The organism is Nostoc sp. ChiSLP03a, assembly GCF_034531215.2.
Classification (GTDB): domain Bacteria; phylum Cyanobacteriota; class Cyanobacteriia; order Cyanobacteriales; family Nostocaceae; genus Nostoc.
Map to the genome: position 1 here is coordinate 1 of NZ_JAVRBQ020000141.1, position 20,575 is coordinate 20,575.

15 protein-coding genes are annotated in these 20,575 nt (G+C 40.9%); 3 read left to right on the forward strand and 12 right to left on the reverse strand.

Going from position 1 to position 20,575, the window contains the following annotated elements; genetic code table 11:
• Positions 1 to 293: 293 nt before the first annotated feature.
• The 4 genes from RMY32_RS23300 to RMY32_RS23315 form a co-directional block, all read right to left on the reverse strand.
• Positions 294 to 3,602, reverse strand: coding sequence for a type 2 lanthipeptide synthetase LanM family protein (locus RMY32_RS23300; RefSeq protein WP_322714008.1), 3,309 nt, complete (start codon positions 3,600 to 3,602; stop codon positions 294 to 296).
• Between the two features lie 305 nt (positions 3,603 to 3,907).
• The gene (locus RMY32_RS23305; RefSeq protein WP_322714010.1) at positions 3,908 to 4,198 is read right to left on the reverse strand and encodes a Nif11-like leader peptide family natural product precursor; all 291 of its coding nucleotides are present in this window, start codon (positions 4,196 to 4,198) and stop codon (positions 3,908 to 3,910) included.
• 235 nt (positions 4,199 to 4,433) lie between these two features.
• Positions 4,434 to 4,724, reverse strand: coding sequence for a Nif11-like leader peptide family RiPP precursor (locus RMY32_RS23310; RefSeq protein WP_322714011.1), 291 nt, complete (start codon positions 4,722 to 4,724; stop codon positions 4,434 to 4,436).
• A gap of 916 nt (positions 4,725 to 5,640) precedes the next feature.
• On the reverse strand, positions 5,641 to 6,258 hold the full coding sequence (locus RMY32_RS23315) for a hypothetical protein (protein ID WP_322714012.1): 618 nt from the start codon (positions 6,256 to 6,258) through the stop codon (positions 5,641 to 5,643).
• Positions 6,259 to 6,414: 156 nt separating this feature from the next.
• Between RMY32_RS23315 and RMY32_RS23320 the strand changes: the two genes are divergently transcribed.
• Complete coding sequence (locus tag RMY32_RS23320; protein WP_322714013.1) at positions 6,415 to 7,170, forward strand: TspO/MBR family protein; 756 nt, start codon at positions 6,415 to 6,417, stop codon at positions 7,168 to 7,170.
• 426 nt (positions 7,171 to 7,596) lie between these two features.
• Here the strand turns inward: RMY32_RS23320 and RMY32_RS23325 are convergent, their stop codons facing one another.
• The 8 genes from RMY32_RS23325 to RMY32_RS23360 form a co-directional block, all read right to left on the reverse strand.
• On the reverse strand, positions 7,597 to 8,574 hold the full coding sequence (locus RMY32_RS23325; protein ID WP_322714014.1) for an aromatic ring-hydroxylating dioxygenase subunit alpha: 978 nt from the start codon (positions 8,572 to 8,574) through the stop codon (positions 7,597 to 7,599).
• Positions 8,575 to 8,961: 387 nt separating this feature from the next.
• Positions 8,962 to 10,317, reverse strand: a complete 1,356-nt coding sequence (gene rppB, locus RMY32_RS23330; protein ID WP_322714015.1) for a two-component system sensor histidine kinase RppB — start codon at positions 10,315 to 10,317, stop codon at positions 8,962 to 8,964.
• Positions 10,318 to 10,352: 35 nt separating this feature from the next.
• Positions 10,353 to 11,084, reverse strand: coding sequence for a two-component system response regulator RppA (gene rppA, locus RMY32_RS23335; RefSeq protein WP_322714016.1), 732 nt, complete (start codon positions 11,082 to 11,084; stop codon positions 10,353 to 10,355).
• A 750-nt stretch (positions 11,085 to 11,834) separates the two neighbouring features.
• The gene (locus RMY32_RS23340; RefSeq protein ID WP_322714017.1) at positions 11,835 to 12,311 is read right to left on the reverse strand and encodes a hypothetical protein; all 477 of its coding nucleotides are present in this window, start codon (positions 12,309 to 12,311) and stop codon (positions 11,835 to 11,837) included.
• 260 nt (positions 12,312 to 12,571) lie between these two features.
• Complete coding sequence (locus RMY32_RS23345) at positions 12,572 to 13,327, reverse strand: alpha/beta hydrolase (RefSeq protein WP_322714019.1); 756 nt, start codon at positions 13,325 to 13,327, stop codon at positions 12,572 to 12,574.
• Positions 13,328 to 13,445: 118 nt separating this feature from the next.
• On the reverse strand, positions 13,446 to 13,592 hold the full coding sequence (locus RMY32_RS23350; protein ID WP_322714040.1) for a leucine-rich repeat domain-containing protein: 147 nt from the start codon (positions 13,590 to 13,592) through the stop codon (positions 13,446 to 13,448).
• A gap of 591 nt (positions 13,593 to 14,183) precedes the next feature.
• Positions 14,184 to 14,432, reverse strand: a complete 249-nt coding sequence (locus RMY32_RS23355) for a hypothetical protein (protein ID WP_322714021.1) — start codon at positions 14,430 to 14,432, stop codon at positions 14,184 to 14,186.
• Between the two features lie 109 nt (positions 14,433 to 14,541).
• Complete coding sequence (locus RMY32_RS23360; protein ID WP_322714022.1) at positions 14,542 to 17,277, reverse strand: NHLP bacteriocin export ABC transporter permease/ATPase subunit; 2,736 nt, start codon at positions 17,275 to 17,277, stop codon at positions 14,542 to 14,544.
• A gap of 611 nt (positions 17,278 to 17,888) precedes the next feature.
• On the opposite strand from RMY32_RS23360, the gene RMY32_RS23365 reads away from it, so the two are divergent.
• Positions 17,889 to 18,848, forward strand: coding sequence for a UPF0489 family protein (locus RMY32_RS23365; protein ID WP_409883818.1), 960 nt, complete (start codon positions 17,889 to 17,891; stop codon positions 18,846 to 18,848).
• Between the two features lie 7 nt (positions 18,849 to 18,855).
• A complete protein-coding gene (locus RMY32_RS23370; RefSeq protein ID WP_322714026.1) occupies positions 18,856 to 20,280 on the forward strand; it encodes a SagB family peptide dehydrogenase in 1,425 nt (474 codons plus the stop codon).
• Positions 20,281 to 20,575: the final 295 nt, after the last annotated feature.

A 20,575-nucleotide genomic window follows, 5' to 3' on the forward strand; every position in this document is an offset into this window, starting at 1 on the left:
TTTATAAAGCTGCATAGAATTCGATCCCCCCTAACCCCCCTTAAAAAGGGGGGAACCGGAAAAACATCTATCAAAGTCCCCCTTTTTAAGGGGATTTAGGGGGATCAAGATATGTGCAACTTCACATTAAATTGGTATAAGTCACACAGGAACCAGCAGAACTTTAAAATTTTGAGATGACTAGCTTTTGGACTTTTATCAGCAGCCAACACCTTGATAGGGTTAGTTCTGACCCTATTAGCGTAAACTAATAGGGTGTGGTCAAAAGCGGTTTTTGGGTATGAACAACAAGCTCAATCCCACAATAATATCGAAGGCAAATTATTGTTAGCCAGACGCAGCAATTGATAACCAATTCCAGATATACCGGGTAAAAAGCCAGGATTAAATACAGAATTGGGTAAGTTGGGGAACAGTTGATAAGCTCCGGTTCGCTTGGCTCTAGCCACAACATTTGTTGCATTCTGGTGAGCAATTTGATGCCAATCTGGACGGGAACAGATTTTTGCACCGACTAACAGCACTTCCGCCCGACCGAAGTTACCACAGCATAAGTGATCGATCGCTTGTAAGCCAAAATTCTGAGTAGTTTGGAGAGCAATTTCAATTTCTTGTTGAATTTCTGGCGTTTCTACGATTCTCAAACTGCCTAAGCGTCCCAAACCAATGCCGGCTGCACCATGACACCACTTATTTGCAAAGTCAGGTTGTCCTGGTTGTCCCATTCTGCGGAAGTCGGGCCAGTTGGCAGTGGACTGGCAAAAGACGCTACGCTCATACTCAATTCCTGCTAAACCTGCTTGTAAGTATTTGCCCTCTGAGGTGGCGGCATAAAGTCTGAGCAAGGCATAAGAGATACCTGCGGCTCCATGAGAGAAGCCAGTTAAGGGCTTGTCCCAATAAGTATGCCAAGCTTTGGGCGCACCGTTGTGGCTAACTTGACGGTTGATTAAATGTTGTCCACAGGCGATCGCTTTTTCTAAAACGGTTGCTTCTCCTGTGGCTTGATGCAAGGATAATAGGCCTAAAATTGCCCCAGCTGCTCCGCTCATAATATCCAAGTGTTCGTCGGCAGCAATTAGTTCTGGTGTCATCAAATCCGCTAATACTTGAGCCTCTGACAACAGCGTTGCATCGTTGAGGAATTGGCTAATTTTCACTAAGCTATAGATCATCGATCCTAAACCTGTTGCACCCCCAACACCCATGAAACGAGCCATGCGTTCCCAAGTTTCGGGATCGATGGTGTGGATTTGGCGACGCAGAGATTGCACTGTTCTCAATGCTAAATCGCGGTAACGGGAATCATCAGTTACTTGACTTAGTGCGGCTAAAAACAAGGCAACTCCAGAGCGTCCGTCAGAGAGACAATTGTTCAATACTTGCAGTTGATATCGTTCGGCGCGAGGCACAAAGTCTAAACCAATCCAGTTAACGCTGCCATCAGGGTCAGAAATGGCTCTGGTTTCCAGTTGAGTGGCGATTTCCTTGGCTTCGGCAATCAATTGTTCCGAATTTAGCAACGGTAACGATTCGCCTTGCCATTGCCCACCTTGGCGGCTGAAGGTGGTTGCAATCTTAGCATCGAAGGAGCCTTGAATAATCGCTACTTGTCGAGCTAGGTCGGTTTCATCCAGAGATTGTAACTGGTTGAGCAGGTCTTGATAACTGGATTGCTTGAAGTAATTGGGAATGGAAGAAGAACCGTTTAAACTTAGTTCATCAACCACAGCGCTAGCCGTGAAGAAGGGAATATCCAATTGTTCCATTGCTCGGAGTTCTGCGCTCAAAACAGGAAAAGCGTTCGGTCTATTTTGAGCAACTAGAAAAGCACGACTGAGAACATCGAGTTGAATACTGTAATCTACACCGTGTTTGAGGTAATCGGGTGCTAAAGCTTTTTGAAGGATGATGCCATAAATGCGGGTGTTGCGGAAGATAAAGCGCACCTGCTGATTTTGCATAGCAGATAACAAACTTTGGCGTGAAATTAAGAAATCTTTGTGCGCCATTAAAAAGCGATACATCTGCTCAAACCCAGTGGTGATTTCTAGTTGATAATCGTTTGGAGATAGAACAACTTCATCCAAGCACGGCACATTTTTTCCAATCGGCAAGGTTACAGACTCAGAGGACAGATGCATATTATCTGTATTAATGTTCTGCCAGCGCGGCACTTTCCGGCGAGATAGTCGGGGATCTGTGCTGCCTAGTCCGCTAATATCATAAGCGACACTGCGATCGCCACTAAAGTCCCAACGCGGTAAAAGTCCGGTGCGGAGTACGGAATCCCAAAATTGTTGTGTGGCGGTTGTTTCCAAATCTTGGGTAAGTGGTGAGTCTTCAATGAGATTCGGTTCGTGGTGCAGCAGCGTTTCCATATCAATCAGCACCAGATGTTCGCCATTGGCAATTAAGTTTTCGTAATGGCAATCTGTGGCTCTTAGAGCATAAAGCACACACAACAACATCCCAGAACGCTGATAGAATCGTTTCGCAGCTGCTTCATCAACACAAGGCAACTGTTCAACATGTTCTACCCAACCGTAACCGTTCCGTTCCAGCACCTGAATGACTTTAAAATCTAAAAGATTGCTGTGTTGATTGCACCAATCCAAAAATTGGTTAAAGACAACTTCTAATCCTAAATCTTTAGGTTTATAAACAAGTTTAAGTCCAGACTCAAAGGTGAGCAAAATCACCGTTCGTCCGCGTTTGTGCGGATCGGAAATGGATGTTTGAATTTCGGTAACTTTGTTTTGAGAAAATGGAACAATTTTTTCATCAAAAGTTCGTTGAATATCTGTCCTATCTGCAACTAAACGTTCGAGAAATTCAGCAGTAAACTCAACCCAAAAATTGACTGCTGTTGCCACTAACCGACCGAGAACTGGATACTTCTGGAAGAATGTTAGCATTCCATCTTCTAGGAGTTGATTGACAAACTTGGTGTAATGAGTATTATTGTTTTCTGTTTCCAGCCCCAGCAAACCGAGCAAGTTTTGACCAAAGGGACGCACCTGAGAAAATTCAAAATCTAATGTCTTAGTGCAAAGTCCTGCTAATCGTAGGAGTAGACCACGTTCTAGAGAATTGTAAGCGTCGTGGGAAAGAATCGATAAGGGAAGAGACTCGTGGGTGAATTGACTGCTGCACCGAGTCAGTAATTGCTGTCTGGCTACCAAAATAGCAGGCAAAAGGATATCTTCAAAGGCGATCGGATTTTGTGAATCGATTGGTAGAAATACTTCGGTTGCAGAATTGAATCCTGTAGCGGTTTGGATGATTTGCTGCAAGGTTTCTGCCCACTCAGGCAAAGGTCGATCGCCAAGCAACTCGATGGTTCCCAATTTGGAACTAACAGTATCGAGGTCTAGCCCTTCCCACTGTAAGCGTTTGTGCAATGTATCCAATTTACCTTCTGCTGCAACTTCGCACCAGCGATCGCGCCGACGGTTAATTTCTTGTTCGTTGACTCGATCGCCATTAATCGCAAATCTGCTTTCATCAAGACGTTCCCAGATAAAGCTAGCATTGGCAGCGATCGCCCTGAAATTGTCTGATATTTTCTGTTGAGATAAGCGAACAACTTGTTGAACCATAGCTGGATTTCTCATGGTGGGAAGTATCAATGGGATAAGGCAGAAGGCAGGAGGGTTTAAGTCTACTTATATTTTCTTAAATTTGGTGGAAATTATGAATGAAATTTGCTCTTTACTTTCATATAAAGAGCAAATAATAAATCTGTTATGCAGCATCTAATTTTGTATTTAACCTCAGTCCCAGGTGTTGAAATTGCCAACCAAATATATGGATAAATTTCGGTAAAATTGCTCTAAAAAGTTGTTTTAGGAAAGCAATACCTGTAAAGGCTAAAATCTTAAACAGAAGAAGCTACATACTTGTTTTAACAGCAACCACCGTGTCCACCACCGCAGGAATCTGTATGACATAGTTTGGGTGCGCTATCAGCCATCATCCCGCCGCTAACACTGAGTAATTCTTCTTCGCTCAGTTCGTTGGAGTCCACAAAGGTCAACTCTGCCAGTATTTGAGCTACGCTTTCGACTGTAAAGTTATAACCTTTTTCTGTACTGGCAATTAGCAATAGTTTGATAGCTTCTGTTTGGCTAACTGCTGCTTGCATATTCTCACGTAGTTGAGTGTTTTCAAGTAGGCTTTTAATTTGTGACAACATAATTGTATTCTCCTATTGGTGGTAATTATTTATGAGATTCTCTCTTTTCCTTGAAAAAAGGAGCAAAGAGGGAATTTGTTATACAGCATCTCTTTGGCATTGAACTTCACTATCAGGTATGGAAATTATCCAAATTAAAATATTGGAGATGTTGAATCTAAAAAGCTCTTTTAGAAAAGCAACCTGACCTGTGGTGGTTACAATGCCAAAGAAAAACAGAAGCTACATACCGTTTTTAGCAGCAGCCTGCGTGTCCGCCACCACAGCTAGCTGTATGACATAGCTTAGGCGCACTATCAGCCATCATTCCACCACTAACACTAAGTAATTCTTCTTCACTCAGTTCATTGGAGTCCACAAAGGTTAATTCTGCCAGCATTTGAGAAATAGTTTCAACTGTGAAGTTATAACCTTTTTCTGCACTCGCGATCGCTATCATTTTGATAGCTTCTGCTTGGTTAGCTGCTGCTTTTACTTGCTGTTGTAATTGTGTGTTTTGCAGCAATTCTTTAATTTGGTGTAGCATAGATTTGTTCTCCATTTTTATTGACTTATTTATACGGCAGAGATTGCGCGCTTGTTTGGGGCGGTGTTCTCTGCTTTTCTGATTTAAATTTAGGAATAAATAGGGGAGAACTAGGGGAAATAGTTACGATTGCGAAAAAATTTTTCAGCACAGATTAATTCGGGAATGACATCGATATCCATCGAAATGCGCGATGTATTTCTGCCTGACAATTGATTGTCCAGAGTTTTACTGTAGATCCTCCCGTTTGAAGTCAACGCCCTTCGGGCAGGGCAACGCCCTTCGGGCAGGGAAAAGGTTAAAGGGGAAAGGGGAAAGGGAACACCATAACTTTAGTTATGGGCTTGAAGTAAAAACGCTTCGCAAGGGTTTGGGGTAAAAGGCAATACGCTTGGGTTAAGCAAATTTATCTGTTAAGGCAGGCAGGGGAAGCAGGGGAGAGAAAAAAGCTTAACTGAACTGTACTGGGGTAAAGGAGAAGGTGGGGTCCCCTTTCCCTCTTTTTAGTCAATGAATCATCCCTTGCTCTAGATCCATCAAAATTAGTGTTGTAACTGATCCGAAATATGGACTGGGGATGGTGGGGTTCCCTCTGGGGATAAGGGGTAATGGGGACTGGGAACTGGGGAAGAGATATTTTTATTGTTCCTTGTGAGTTCCACTCATGGAGTCTCTTGGCAAAAGTAACTTTTGCACTCTCGTGGGTAAAGGGTGCATGTTTGCATATTAAAGGTTTTTTGTTATTCCTTTCCCCCTTACCCTTTCCCCTTTACCCCTTACCCTTTCCCCAACAAATGCCAAGAAGTCTAATATAAAATAAACTCCTAGTTTGTAGTGAGCGATTTATCATTCAAAGCAAGGATTATCAAGACTTTAGTCTTGACTACAAACTTGAAATTTATTTATGCCTAGATACTTAACTACAATAAGCCAGACTGCTTAATCCAGGAGTATTCACTAAGTCAGTGTTGACTATCCAACCATTACCAGATAATTCTCCAGGAAAACTTCTAGAAAGGTCGATTTCTACCCAAATATAATTCTCAGATTTGTATGACTTAACTATATTACCTGTAACCAAGTTCACATACACAACTGTATTTGGCGAAAGTGTTGTAATAAAAGGTTCTCTTGTACTTGGTTGGCGACGTATAGTTTCCTGTCGTACAATTTGCCGACATACACTGCCAATAGTAGGTTTACTCGATATATTTTGAGCGTTGTTATTCGACTGACAAAATTTCAGTACAGCAGTTTGAATAAACCCTGAAGTCGGAGCTTTAATTCTGACAAATCTATCTCCACTAACTGGTATATATGCTAAAGTAATCTTTGTTTTTGCCGACAAGATTCTGATAGCATGGGATGATGTTGAAGGTTCTTTGAAAACTGGAGTACTTACTTTAGTTGCACGACAACTTGACTGTGCAGAATTAAAGGGAGCCTGTGTGATTTGAGCAAATACAGGTACACTCAGAGCAAACGTAGCAATATTTACTAGAGTAAAAATATACAAGAACTTCTGAAATTCCACGTTTTTTCCTCAACACCACTTACAAAAAACTGTACATTAGATTCGGAACTTATAAACTCTGATATTAAAAGAGCCTAACCAAATTATTTTTAACTATTAGAATATCATATAATGACTTATTACTACTAATTACCAACTACGCGCCATTTCTTCATTATGAATAAATCCAAGAATAGTGGAATAGTTGAACAGTTTGTGAATACAGTAATGGGAGTCAAACCTGGGAATAAACCACAGTCTCTAAACACATCAATAGCTACTACACAAGAACTAGATATCAAGGCAGTTTTAGTTTATACACTAGGGACTATCTTACAAATATTAGTTATGATTCTCGTGTTGTTGGGAATGGAAAAATTAGTAATGTTGATTGATAACAATTCTTTTTTTCCCAGTTGGTTTAGCACTTTATTGGCTGGATTATTTTTTGCTCTATTAAGCATCCGTTCTCGAATTTTTTCTCTTTTAGATAATACCCGTTCTCGTCAGACCTATGACCAGGTAATCAGACCAAGATGGTCGCCTCCACCTTTAGCATTTCCCATAGTTTGGATGATAATTGCTGTTTTGCGGGTAATTTCTTCTGTATTGGTTTGGCAGCAAATGAATCACCAGTTTTTAGTGTTGCCTTTAATTTTGTTTGTGGTACATCTGGCTTTAGGGGATACTTGGAATACGATTTTTACTGTAGAACGGAGATTAGGTGCTGCTGTACCTGTAGTTATTTTAGGCCCTTGGTTATCTGCTGTAGTAGTGACGGCAATTTATTGGCAAACTAATCCTATAGCAGGAATGACTTTATCATTTTCTTGTGTGTGGTTAACTGTAGCTGCTGTCTTGGTATTTAGAATTTGGCAATTAAATGGATATGAGCCATTGTATCCTTTAAAACTAACACTTGTGGATCGATAAATCTCCAAAATTAACCTTGAAGAGTTTGGGGAAAAGGGGAATAGGTTTGCGGTTAAAGGTTTTTTGTAAGAATTCAGCACCCAGGAGTCAGAAGTCAGAATTTATAAAGAGTATTAGTATAACTAAGAGATTCATTTACCAAATCTGACTTTGATTCTTTAACTATTCTGACTTCTAAATTCAGAAGGACTGAATTTTTACGGTTTTTTATTCCCCTTTCCCCTTTAACCTATTCGACTTATGCAAAAAACTCCATGAGTGGAACTCACAAGGAACAATAAAAATATCTCTTCCCCAGTCCCCAGTCCCTATTTTTAAGGCAGGTCTAATCTCCCGTTTTTTAAACTTTTTCAGGGGGTTAGCTTCTAAACCAATATTATCTAAATATTTTTTCTTAATCATAGATAATGACAAGCATCGCAGGTTCTAAATAGTGCCGAAAGTAACACCCTGTTGTTTGAGCCACTTTCGGTATGCTATGGAATAGCGATCGCTCGATAAATGTACTTCTGCTTGCAAATCTAAAGGTAAGCGTCGGGGTTGCTGGGACTCGACAATGGCAATATCTTGACTCGCAACTTGATTTTGAATATCTAGATATACTTCCACTTTTAATTCGCGGACACTATTTACCATTAACCAATATTGCGCCACGCATTCATCTTCATCAACTGGCGTAATTGTATAGAAGATATTTAAACGACGATCTCCAGGCCCAAGTTTAAAGTATGCCACTAGCGGACGGAAAATGCGGTAATCGTAAGTGTTAAAAATCAGTGGTGCTGACAGAGGATTACCGGAATTAAAATCTAGTTCCCACAAACCACATTTGAAACTAATCCCATCTGGAAGAGACTCTAATTCATAGTGCGTCAACTCAGGATGACTGGCGTGAGCAAATAATCCCGAATGCAAAATTGGGAAGTGTGCCGGATCGATGAAATTTTCCAGCACCCGCAAAGGGCTAGAGTGATAGTAGTAAGGGCCACAGAAAATCTTTTGATAGACCGGATCGTACCACTCAGAAAACGGAGCTATGTCTTGTTTTGGTGTCCCTAAACAAACCCAGAGCAGATCGTAACGCTCTTGAATTTGGTAAGTTTTAACACAAGCTTGAGCGGGGGGCGATTGTTCGGGATTAGCCGGAACTAGTACACATTTTCCCTCGCTATTAAAGGCTAAACCGTGGTAAGGACAAACAAGAGTCTCTTTGTTGACATATCCTAGAGAAAGACGAGCGCCACGATGAGGGCAAAGGTCTTGCCAAGCTAAAACTTTGTCCCCATTATGCCAAAGCACTAGATTTTCGCCTAATAAGCGCTTGTGCAGAACTGTTCCAGGTTGGAGGTCTTGCGATCGCGCTATTACATGCCAATCATTCAGCAAAATCTGGTCTTGCACCATGAGTATCGACACCGGTTAGACAATTTTGGATTTGAGATTTTGGATTTTGGATTGACCCCATAGATAAATCTAGGGACTTGGGAATTTTGGATTTTGGATTTTAGATTAACTCCATAGATGAATCTAGGGGCTTGTACCATCAAGGAATGTCGGTCAGGTCAAATACCTATATCTTAATCATCCTGTGGAGAAACTATCAAAGCACTTTTAGGATTTGTTAACAGATCAATGTGCGATCTGCATGTATGCAAAAACTCAATGCGGTGGAAATTCAAGTTAATGGGTAAGTCCTAGAGGATATGACAACCGAGAATTAGCTCGGAAAAACTTAGGCGATCGCACTTTGCCGATCGCAGATTTGCAAATAGCAACATTTATTTTTATAAATCACGGTGAAAGAGGAAGTCGAACGGTAAATGTACTACCTACCCCAGGTTGACTTTGAACGTGAATATTACCTTTGTGTGCTTGAGCGATCGCGATCGCTATGGCTAATCCCAATCCCGAACCGCCAGAGGTGCGAGAGCGTAGGCGCAGTCCGCCGTAGGCATCGCGATCTACTCGGTAGAAGCGATCGAAAATTCGCTGTTGATGTTCTGGGGCAATACCAATTCCTGTATCTTGAACTTTAATTATGGCGTAAAGCTCGCTTTTTTCCCAAAAAACTGTGACTTTTCCACCGCTAGATGTCGCTTGAATTGCATTGACAATTAAGTTAGAAATTAAGCGATAAAGCTGATCTTCATTTCCCATCACATATAATTTTTCTGAGACTTGCACCTGCTTAGAGAGATTGACCTGAGTCTCTACGGCCAAAAATGCTAATTCCTCAATTAAATCGCTAATGATATCATTCAAACAGCAAGGTTGATATTCTCCTGTTAGTTGTTTTTGATCTATCCTCGTTAATAACAGCAAATCTCCAACTAATTGTGATAAACGCCGATTTTGGCGTTTGAGTACATCTAAAATTCCACTATTGCCTTTTGGTTCTTGCTGTAACTTGATAGCAGCTTCAATAGTAGAATACATTGCTGCTAAAGGTGTGCGAAACTCATGGGCAGCATCAGCAGTAAATTGTTGCATTTGTTGGTAAGAAAGATATACAGGTTGCATTGCCCTTCCTGCCAACCACCAACTAGACAAACCAACGAAAATCATGGAAATTGGCAATCCCAAGACCAAAGTTAATCTTAAATAAATAAGATGTTGGTCTAAATCAGTGATACTACGCGCTACTTGTAGATAACCCGAAACCTGGTTTTGAGTATACAAAGGTAAAGTGATTTCGCGGTATCTAGTGCCAGAGTAATCTGTTAATATTTGCCAATTATATAATGTTGAGGCAATCGGTAAATTGTCAAATTCCATACCTCCACTGGCAAAAAGTTTTCCTGAGCGATCCAATAAACGGATATAGTAATTAACTGGATTCGCCGCTTCTGCGATTGATTTTTTAAGGGATGTTGTTTTACCCAAACAATTTGTCTGAGCCACACATAATTCTAAAGAAAATTCTTTAGCAAGGCGTTGTAATTGTCCGGGTTGCTGCCAAGCCGGTTCAATACTTTTTTGGAGTGCGTTTGCGACTGATTGCAATCCCTGGTCTATGGTTTCATAGTAGGTATGGGCAACCACACTATAAACTCCCAAACTAGATAGCCCTAAAATACCGCCCATGACAAGGGTATACCAAGCCGCAAGCCGCAACCGAGTTTGGTGGAAAATGGGATTGCGTTCCATATTTTTAAACCCTTGCTGAAAGTATTGCTGTCAAGTTAGCAAAAATCAGCAGCATGAACGTTTAGGCGATAGCCCACACCATAAATAGTTTCAATTAAAGATTCGCTGTCTTCTTCTCCTAATTTGCGTCTCAATAAGCGAATTTGTGCTGCTACAACATTGCTAACTGGTTCTGCACCAATTTCCCAAAGTTGATTGATAATTTGGTCGCGGCTGATAATTTGGTTAGGATGCCTGATAAAATATTCCAATAATTGAAATTCCTTGGTGGTTAGTGAAAATACTTGCTTTTCACCATGAGCAGACTCACGAATAACTTGATGAGTGCTGTAGTTGAGCGTCAGACAACCTACTTGTAAGCGTCGGGGTTGGACTTGAGGTGTCAATGTTGCTCCGACGTAAGAGGCTCGCCGTTGTAATGCTCGCAATCTTGCCAACAGTTCTGCCATATCAAACGGTTTAACTAAATAATCATCCGCACCGCTATCTAGACCAATAATCTTTTCTTCCATCCGGTCTTTAGCTGTTAGCATTAGTATCGGTAGAGTTAATTGGCGATCGCGTAACCATTTACACAACTCTATCCCCGATACTCCAGGCAGCATCCAATCAAAAATCGCCAGGGTATACTCAGTCCAGCCAGTTTCTAGATATTGCCATGCCTGATTACCATCTAGAAACCAGTCAACTATATATGCCTCATGGCTCAGGACTTGTTTGATTGCTGCACCTAAATCTGCTTCATCCTCAACTAATATAAGCCGCATAATTTGTCATTTATCATTTATCATTTGTCATTTGTCATATCATGTCCGCTTGATTGCTTGTTAAACCCGAAGAACCCCACCCCGCCAAAGCTGTGCTTTGTCTCCCTGCCCCTAATCCCCAGAGGGGGCCCCGAGTTCCCCGCTTTTCGGGAGGGGTTGGGGGTGGGGTTCTTTGTGGGGTTCTTTTATTATGAGTAATTTGGCGGACATGATATCATTTGTCATTTGCAATCTACTTATACCAATTTTTTTTTATAAAGCTGCATAGAATTCGATCCCACCTAGCCCCCAGGGCTGTTTCATTCGATCTCTTAAAGATTTTGTCAAGAGTATGAGTCAGAAATTTGCTTGAGTGGGAAAAACAAAAACTACCAATTCAATCGGGAAATTTAAGTGCAAACACCATTTTATTGGACAATCAGATTTTTTAGTCACCTGATTTTTTTACTTGAAACGCTTGTAACTCAACGCTTTTTCGGGAACGAAACAGCCCTGCCCTAGCCCCCCTTATAAAGGGGGGAACCAGAAAAACATATCAAAGTCCCCCAATTTATCGGGGGATTTAGGGGGATCTAGATATGTGTAACTTCACATTAAATTGGTATTAGGACAAATGACTAAGAACGAACATAACAAAAATTTTCACAATCTCAAATAGAATTGCTACGTTGGCAGCAGCAGATGCAAGTTGATATTATGCCGTGATTGTTAATTTGGAATAGGTTGCATCGCTCCTGGAGTTAGAAAAGTCTATTTACCAGAAGGAAGCTTGAGTTCGATATTTAATTTGTTTCCTATTTCCATAACATTATTTGCAAAGTCTGTCATACCTGCGATCGCGCCAGCAGCTACACTAGCAGCAGTTAGTAAAGCTATTAGACGTTTTTTGAGTTTGGGTACATTGCGTTCTTTTTCTGGCTTTTGAATTTCTACTTCTACATCATCAATATCAATGATGATGTCGTCGCGGATTTCTGGCGGGAATTGGGCGGCAGTTTGGCGCAGGTTGCCGATTAGTTGCAGAATTTCGCTGATGTTTGCGCCGCTTGTTTGGTTGAAGTTAGAGGCTTCCTGACTGGCGTTGTCTTTGACTTGGTTGGCAACGTTGCCGATATTGTGTTGGCAGGAGGTTTCGATAATCGCTTGGATGTTAGGATATTTTTCGCGTAATGCCTTGCGGTTGATGTCGAGGGGTTGTTCGTCCTTTTTGTTGCCAACGATAATCACAGGGGACTGTCTGCCGAAGCTTTCAATTAGTTTCAGCCAATATTCGATGCGGTTTTCTTCTTCGCTGGTGCGACAATTACAAACGAGGAGATAGAGGCTGCTGACTTTTCACGGCAAGTCTTCAAGACCATAAAAAGCGTGGCTTTTTCCACAGGCTAATTCTCAATAGGTCTAAGTTAATGAAAATAGCTAACGGAGAAATCAGGGCTTGGGAAACATCAAAATAACCTTTTCCACATCCCGTGAAAAGTCAGTTTGAATTACGATAAAAAATCAATCAAAATTTTTGCAAATTCAGCAGTATGACTATAAAGAAACCCATGTCCGGCTTGTTTAATAATTTTGAGTTCTGAACCAAAAATTTTGCTATTCAAAATATTACTATTTACAGGAGTAATTACGGAATCGCTATCTCCAGTAATGATTAAAGTAGGTGCTTTAATACCTTGCAATAAATTACAGGTATCGTGAGTATTGTGCGCCTGTATTAGTCTGCTAAAACCATCTGGTTGACTGTGATAAAGTGAGGTTTTTTTGAAAAAATCTTCTGCTTTTTTCCGGTTATTAGAGATAGCTAAGTATGATTCTGGAAAAATAAGATCCAATAAATCTCCTTGATTATTTGGATTGAAATCGCTACAATCTCCACCTGCCATTGTGCAGGATAATATCAATTTATTAAGCTTGCTAGCATGTCTCAAGGCAAACAGTTGAGCAATCATACCACCCATGCTGAGTCCAAGAACATGAGCTTGTGCTATTCCTAAAACATTAAGCAATCCTGCTGCATCATTTGCCATATCAGCAGTGGTGTAGTTGTCTGTTGACTGACTTCTTGTACGTCCAGAATCGCGGTTATCAAACACAATGACTTGGTAATGTTTCGCCAGTTCATCAAGAAACACATCCCCCCAGTCCAAAAGGCTGAAGCTTAAACCCATAATCATGAGTAGTGGATATCCACTGCCTTTCACCTCGTAATAAATACTAATATCTCCAACTTGTGTTTCTGGCATTTGAACATCCTCTTAAGATAAAAAAATAGATTTACAAGATTACCATATTTCCCGACATCTCCCCCAACAGGAGACAGCATCGACAACGCCACCGCCGCCCCCAACACCTGCTCGTCGCTCACTTCCAGATATCTTTGCAAGCGATCGCCTCTGGAATCTGGGTTATTTTGTTGTAACTGAGGTCAAGCTGCGTCAGATTGGTTAAATTAGCGATCGCCTCTGGAATCTGGGTTATTTTGTTGGAATTAAGGTCAAGCTGCGTCAGATTGGTTAAATTAGCGAGCGCCTCTGGAAATCAAAGACTCAAGCTGCTGCAACTTACCAATTTCTACAGGTAATTCAGTCAACTCCTGTCCCGACAAGTCTAACTATTGCCAACCCTCAGCCACGGCGCGATCTATCAGTACCAATAACTCATCCTGCGTCATAATTTCAAGCAAAAGGGTGAGGAAAGAAGATTGATAAAGATGATCTTATACCAATTCGTAATTCGTAATTCGTAATTAAGAAAGTCCGAGCTAGTAAGGATTTGAGGGTTTGAATCTGTTGCTGGATTTTAGAGAATTAGTATTAACTAATTAAAGAAAAATGCTAAATTATCACTTGTTGGCGATGCCTGCGGCGGGCTACGCCAACGCGCCTTGAGATGTGGCGATCGCACATATCTAAATTTGGTTTCTAGCTATCTCTGTGATTATACCTGCAATCAATTATTTGGCATTATTTACAAAATCGAGCGATCGCTAAGTCGGAAAAACTTCATCCACCAAAGATTTGCGGTGCGTTAGGCTGGCGTGACAAAGCTAAATTGTGGCAATCATGGCGATGCCTACGGTGGGCTACGCTTACGCATTTGTTATTTCGGCGCACTCATTTGTTGATTTGGCGTATGCAATTGCTGATTTGGCGTATGCAATTGTTGATTTGGCGTACGCAATTGCTGATTTGGCGTTCGCAATTGTTGATTTGGAGTTCGCAATTGTTGATTTGGCGTACGCAATTGTTGATTTGGAGTTCGCAATTGCTGATTTGGCGTTCGCAATTGTTGATTTGGCGTACGCAATTGTTGATTTGGAGTTCGCAATTGTTGATTTGGCAAACTCAAAAGCAAACGCTCCCCTTACTTGCAATCTGCTGTAAATCCCAATTGTTGAATTATAGATACCTAGTTTAAGCTGAAATGATAGTTTCATCATCGACAATTCACAATAGTATTAAGCAACTTGCCTAGCCATCAAATCGGCAAAAATTCCAGGTTGAGCCATTAACTCATCAAACGTGCCTTGCTGCATTACCTGTCCTGCGGCAATTACATAAATGCGATCGGCATTGCGAATTGTACTCAGGCGGTGAGCGATCGCAATCCGAGTTACTTTTAACTGTTCTAAACTTTGACTAACAATTGCTTGCGTGCGATTATCTAAAGCACTGGTCGCTTCATCAAAAATCAAAATTCTCGGCTTTAATACCAAAGAACGAGCAATTAATAAACGCTGGCGCTGTCCTCCAGATAAATTCGAGCCACCCTCAGAAATTACTGTGTGCATTCCCATCGGCATTTGTTCGATATCGGCAGCAAAACCAGCCATTCTTGCTGCTTCCCAAGCTTCATCCATTGTTACTAACGCACCGCTAGAAATATTCTCAAAAATAGAGGCGCTATTAATGCGACCGTTTTGCAGCACTACTCCTAATTGCCGCCTAATCGCTGAAATATCCAACCCCGATAGATCCTGACCGTCATAATAAATCGTGCCGTCTTCTGGTTGTTCAAAGCCCAATAACAAACGCACGATTGTAGATTTACCGCTACCAGAAGGCCCGACTAAAGCAATAAACTCTGCTGGTTTGGCTTCAATTGATACTTTATCTAAAGTTAAAGGGCCTTCTTCTCGATAGCGAAAATTAACGCGATCGAATTTGACACCGCCTTCTAATCGACCAGGATCGCTTTTATCTAAATCCACTTCTGGCAATTCTGTTAAAATCGGTTGAGCGCGTTCCCAAAGTACGGCAACTTCTAACACGCTAACAATCGCATTGCTCAATTTAGTTGCACCGCCAATAAATAGCCCAAAAGCACTATTAAATGCTAAAAAAGTTCCAGTGGAAAATTTTGCGCCTCCTCCTAACTGACTCTGCATGATAATCCCGACAGTCAAGGAAAAAATTAGCATCGAACTAATAGTTGGTAGAACTTGATTGATAACTGTTACTGTATCGGCGATCGCTGTACTTTTGAGCATGAATTTTAGTTGTTGGCTAAATCCTTTTGACCAGTAAGCAAATGCCCGTTCTTCTGCCGCCGCTACCCGCAATTTAGATACGCCGTTGAGAAGTTCTACTGTTAGCCCGAATATCTCGCCTTGTAACTCTTGCATCGGCTTAATAATTCTGCGGGAAAAAATGCTAGAAATTGTTGTGGCTAATAAGTTAATCAAGGCGATCGCTAAAGCTACCAATGCTAATTGACTGCTATAAACAAATAACAATCCCAAATTCAGCAGTGCAAAAAAGCTAGAAAATATTGTGCCGATAATGTTACTGCTGAGAAGTTTGTGAATTTGGGCGATCGCCGAAACGCGAGATTGCAAGTCGCCAGTCGAATATTTACGAAAGAAAGATACTCGTAATTTTAATAACCGATCCCAAACTGCGGCTTGGTTTTGCACCTCTAATACAGTTTCAATTCGAGCGATCGCAATATTTTGAACTAAATTAAAAACTGCATTCCCAAAACTAACTGCTAATAAACCCAAACCAATTTGTAATAAAATTCCCCGATTGGCATCCGGAATTGCTTTATCAATCAAAATCCCTGTTGCTTGGGGGGTAAGCATTCCTAGCAAAGCAGAAAGAACCCCTAACACTAGCACGGTCAAGATTTCTCGATTGCGTCCGCGCAATGCAAACTTGATAATATCTACTGTTTTTAGTACCCGTTCGGGAAACGGGCGATAAAGCATATAAGCAATTGGAGAAATTAACTTGGCTGTGTCAATATTGACAGGGATGCGACGGCGTTCGTGAGGACTAAAAACTTCATAGCGATCGCTACCTACAGGTAATAAAGCCACTGGGCGATCGCCTTGGGCGGTGTATGCTAACAACGGGCCGCTATCAGACTCCCACCACTTACCGCTTAAAATAACCCGCCTTGTGCGAATCCGCGAAGCACGAGCGATCGCTTCTAGGGGATCTTTTACCCGCTTGGGATCTTCCGATCTAGCGGGCGGCCGAATTTCAATTCCCAACGTCCTACCAACCGCACCCACAGCAATTAATAATTCTGTTCCTTCTTGCAGAAATTCTGCTTCTTGAGGGCGAAAAATACTCGTCAATTCCCCTAACGCCCGTTGGCTAGCTTGTTGATTAAGTTGCAAACGGGCGTTAAACTGCTGAAAACGGGTTTTTTCTTCCTGGTGTTCTAGTTCGTGCAAACAGCGCAAAAAATCGCTGTGAAATTGCTGCAAGCGTTCTAAGGTTGCAGCTGTGCCACTAATTTCTTCTGGCTTAATTCCATCTAAAACAATATCAGTATCGTCAAAAACTGCAACTAAGCGATCGCTCCATTGACGCAGCCGATCGAGAATTGGAGATAAACTTTCATTCCCCTCTAGGCTGTATTGTCCCCAGTTTGTTATATCTACTGCTTGCAAGTGAGTTTCTTCGTAACCAATAGCAATCAGCGAGTAAGAATTCCCTTCTAAATTTATAGGAATTCCGAATATAACATCCCCTGGATTGATATCGAATAAGTAACGACGCGCTCCTTGCTCTATACCGTTTGCAGTTCCGACAGCAAACAAAGCCATTGTCCCTGATAATACCAACCATGCAGTATCAGAACGAGCCAACTTTAGAGGATTATTGCCTTTAACAATAGTTTCAGAATTGCTATAGTTCAAATTATTACTCCCAGTTCGCCCATTTTTTTCTGAGTTAGCCAAAAAGTATACTGAAAGAGATATTCCAAAAGGAACTAAGTGGGTATAAGTTCGGGATTATGGCATTTGAACCCGTAATTACAAACGAACGAGTTGATGATATACCCTTAGTGCTAACACAACTGGAGTATATGGCAGGGCTGATTCACTCCACAAGAGCAAGGAGTTTGTCAATGTCATGAGAGAGAAATCTTTGGGCAATTGTGATGGAAGCATAACCATTTCGGCGAAGCAGATTCAGCGCAATCGCTCGCATAATTGAGAGATTTGCAGGAGCCTTACCCATAGGTATACAGGTGCTTCAGACCAACCGTCAATTCTCCATCCCAGGTTGTCACGGTACAGCTGAAATTAGGAATGGAAAAATTCCTAATCGGTAGATGAAAATTGGTTGTGCTTTTTTCATCTTCCGTTACTGGGGTGCTTGTTCTTACAAGCATTCCTTTATTTTTGCCTACCTTTTCAGCAGGCGATCGCTTATCTTTAGTCTAAAATCCAGAAGTAAGTGAGGTACAACTAGGAGTGATTCATCAAACACAAAGAGTTTCTTTCTAATTCCTTCCTTCTGCCTCCTGCCTCCTGCCTCAAAACCCGCAACTTTGTACCTCATGTAAATGAAAACTGCTGTAAAAGGTATAAATATGGCTGCCATTCCCGTTTTTATCATGGAAGAACATCACGAAGCATTTTGGATTTGGCATTATGCTACTAGCCAAAATATTATTCCAAAGTCAAAAAATATCTTGCTCCATATCGACGAACATTCAGATATGGCAACACCTAGATTTACTCGCTCTCTCAGTTCTATAAATGGCAATCTTCAAGATATTTATGATTTTACATATCACGAATTGAATATTGCTAGTTTTATTGTTCCCGCAGTTTATCAGAGAGTATTTAATCAAGTTTTTTGGCTGCGCCCAAGACAAAAAGAGGTAATTTATCAGTTTATGTCTGTTCGCGCTTGCGATTCGGAAGAAACGATATTTCTAACTAAAAATGTCAAGAATATCGGGGCAGTTTTACTCGATCCTAAATATAAAACTGCTAAATATACTTGTTTAACAGTTAAAGATGAGTTTCCTGAAAATCAAACTGTGGTTTTAGATATCGATTTAGATTACTTTTCTTGTAATAACAGATATTATAACGATCGAGGCAAAATAGAAATTACTGAACACCAATATCAAATTTTTCAGAGAGATAATTATCAATTTTTGCGAATAACTTATGGTAGCTCAATCAGAGCCGAGATTGAAGACGGCAAATATTATCTAGTATTTAACGAATTTCCCGAAACAGAATTTTTTCCCAATATCCTGAAACTTTCCGAAGACAAAATTTTGGAGAGAATTGACCAATTAATTGAGTTTTTAGTCCAGAAAAAAGTGCAGGTGAGCATGATTGATATTTGTCGATCGCGCATTAGTGGTTATACTCCTGCCGATCAATGCCAGTTTATCGAAGATAATTTATTAAAAAGATTGGGGGAATTGTACGAACTCAATTTTGTCAGTTTAGAGCAAATTAAACCCCAACCTTTAGATGCCGACGCAGCATTAAGCCAAATTTGATTAAAATATGCCATCAGAATTTTTAGTTTCATTGAGAAAAGACATTGCTGCGATCGCGCCACCGGAAGATAGTTCTATAATTCTTCAGTTTGAGGAACGACGGCTAACATTTAAAAATCCTAAACCTGGACTGAGAACAGCTTTAAAAACTCTAGCAACTGTTCCAACTCCACCTTCGCAACTCAAAAAGATTGTTTGTGAAAGTGACGGTTTTGAGGGATGGCAAAAATTTAATTTGTATCTCAACAAGCTGGCGAAATTGGGATGGCTTTGCTATTCAATTGTAGTAAATGATGTGGCGATCGCTACTACCGTACCCATCAGCCCAGATTTGCAAATTTCCCCCCAACCAATATCAGCGACAACTAAATATATTCTCTCGCGCTTTGCTTATACTCACCAAATAGCAGGAGAAACTATATTAGAATCGCCTTTATCTTTTTGCCAAATTCGGCTCGATTGGCGAGGTGCAGCTTTAATTGCACTCCTGGGCACCCCTCAAAATATTTATGAACTTTCCTCGCAAATTCCAGGTATTTCTGTAGACATAGCCGAGCAATTTATCAGTTTACTTTTCAATAGTCAAATGCTCTCAACAGTAGATGAAAACGGCGTAATTGCTGAGAATGAAAACTTAATCCTGGCTCAATGGGAGTTTCATGATTTGTTGTTTCATACCCGCAGCCGTGTAGGGAGACACGCGAATCCCTTTGGTGGAACCTATCGTTTTGTCGGCAAAATCGATCCGCTATCAGCCCTAAAACCTCTAATATCAAATGATTTAATCGACCTTTATAAACCTGACTTAGCCGCTTTAGCAGAAACAGATATTCCCTTAACACAAGTTTTAGAAACAAGAAAATCAATTCGTCAGTGGGAAGAGCAACCAATTACTGTAGAACAATTAGGAGAATTTCTTTATCGAACCGCCAGAGTTAAGAATATTATTAAATCTGACTTGGCAGAACTGAGTCAACGTGCTTATCCTGGTGGTGGAGGAATTTATGAATTAGAAATTTATCCAGTTATTAATCGTTGTCAAAATTTAGCATCTGGTTTATATCATTATCAACCGCTATCGCACCAACTAAACCATCTTACCGATAAAAACGAACTAGTAGAAGCCTTACTACAGAGTGCTGCTAGTGCAATGGGAGTTGAAGAAATGCCGCAAATTTTACTGGTGATTTCGGCTCGCTTTCAACGCTTAACTTGGAAGTATCAATCTATGGCTTATGCAATTATTCTCAAGCACGTAGGCGTTTTATACCAAAATTTTTACTTGGTAGCAACAGCAATGAATTTAGCACCCTGCGCGATCGGGGCTGGAAATGCTGATTTATTTGCTAAAGCAGTGAGATGTGATTATTATGCTGAAAGTTCTGTAGGTGAATTTGTTCTCGGTAGCCGTCCCGTTAATTCTCAAACTTAGAGGATGTCTGAAAACTTTTTAGTGTTGTATTTGAGATTTGTAGATCCCCCTAAATCCCCCGATAAATTGGGGGACTTTAAGATAAATTCCCCCTTTTTAAGGGGAGCCAGCGCGGTCTTGGGGGTTTCCCCCATGAGCGACTGGCGTGGGCTAGGGGGATCGGGCGTAATGTTTAATACTTCTCAGACATCCTCTTAGAAAAGTAAGGATTTTAGTTAATTAAAACTTTAGTTCTGGGTATAAAGCCCAGTCTGAACTGATAATTATACCGAGACTGCTTGCAGCGTTAGCGTAG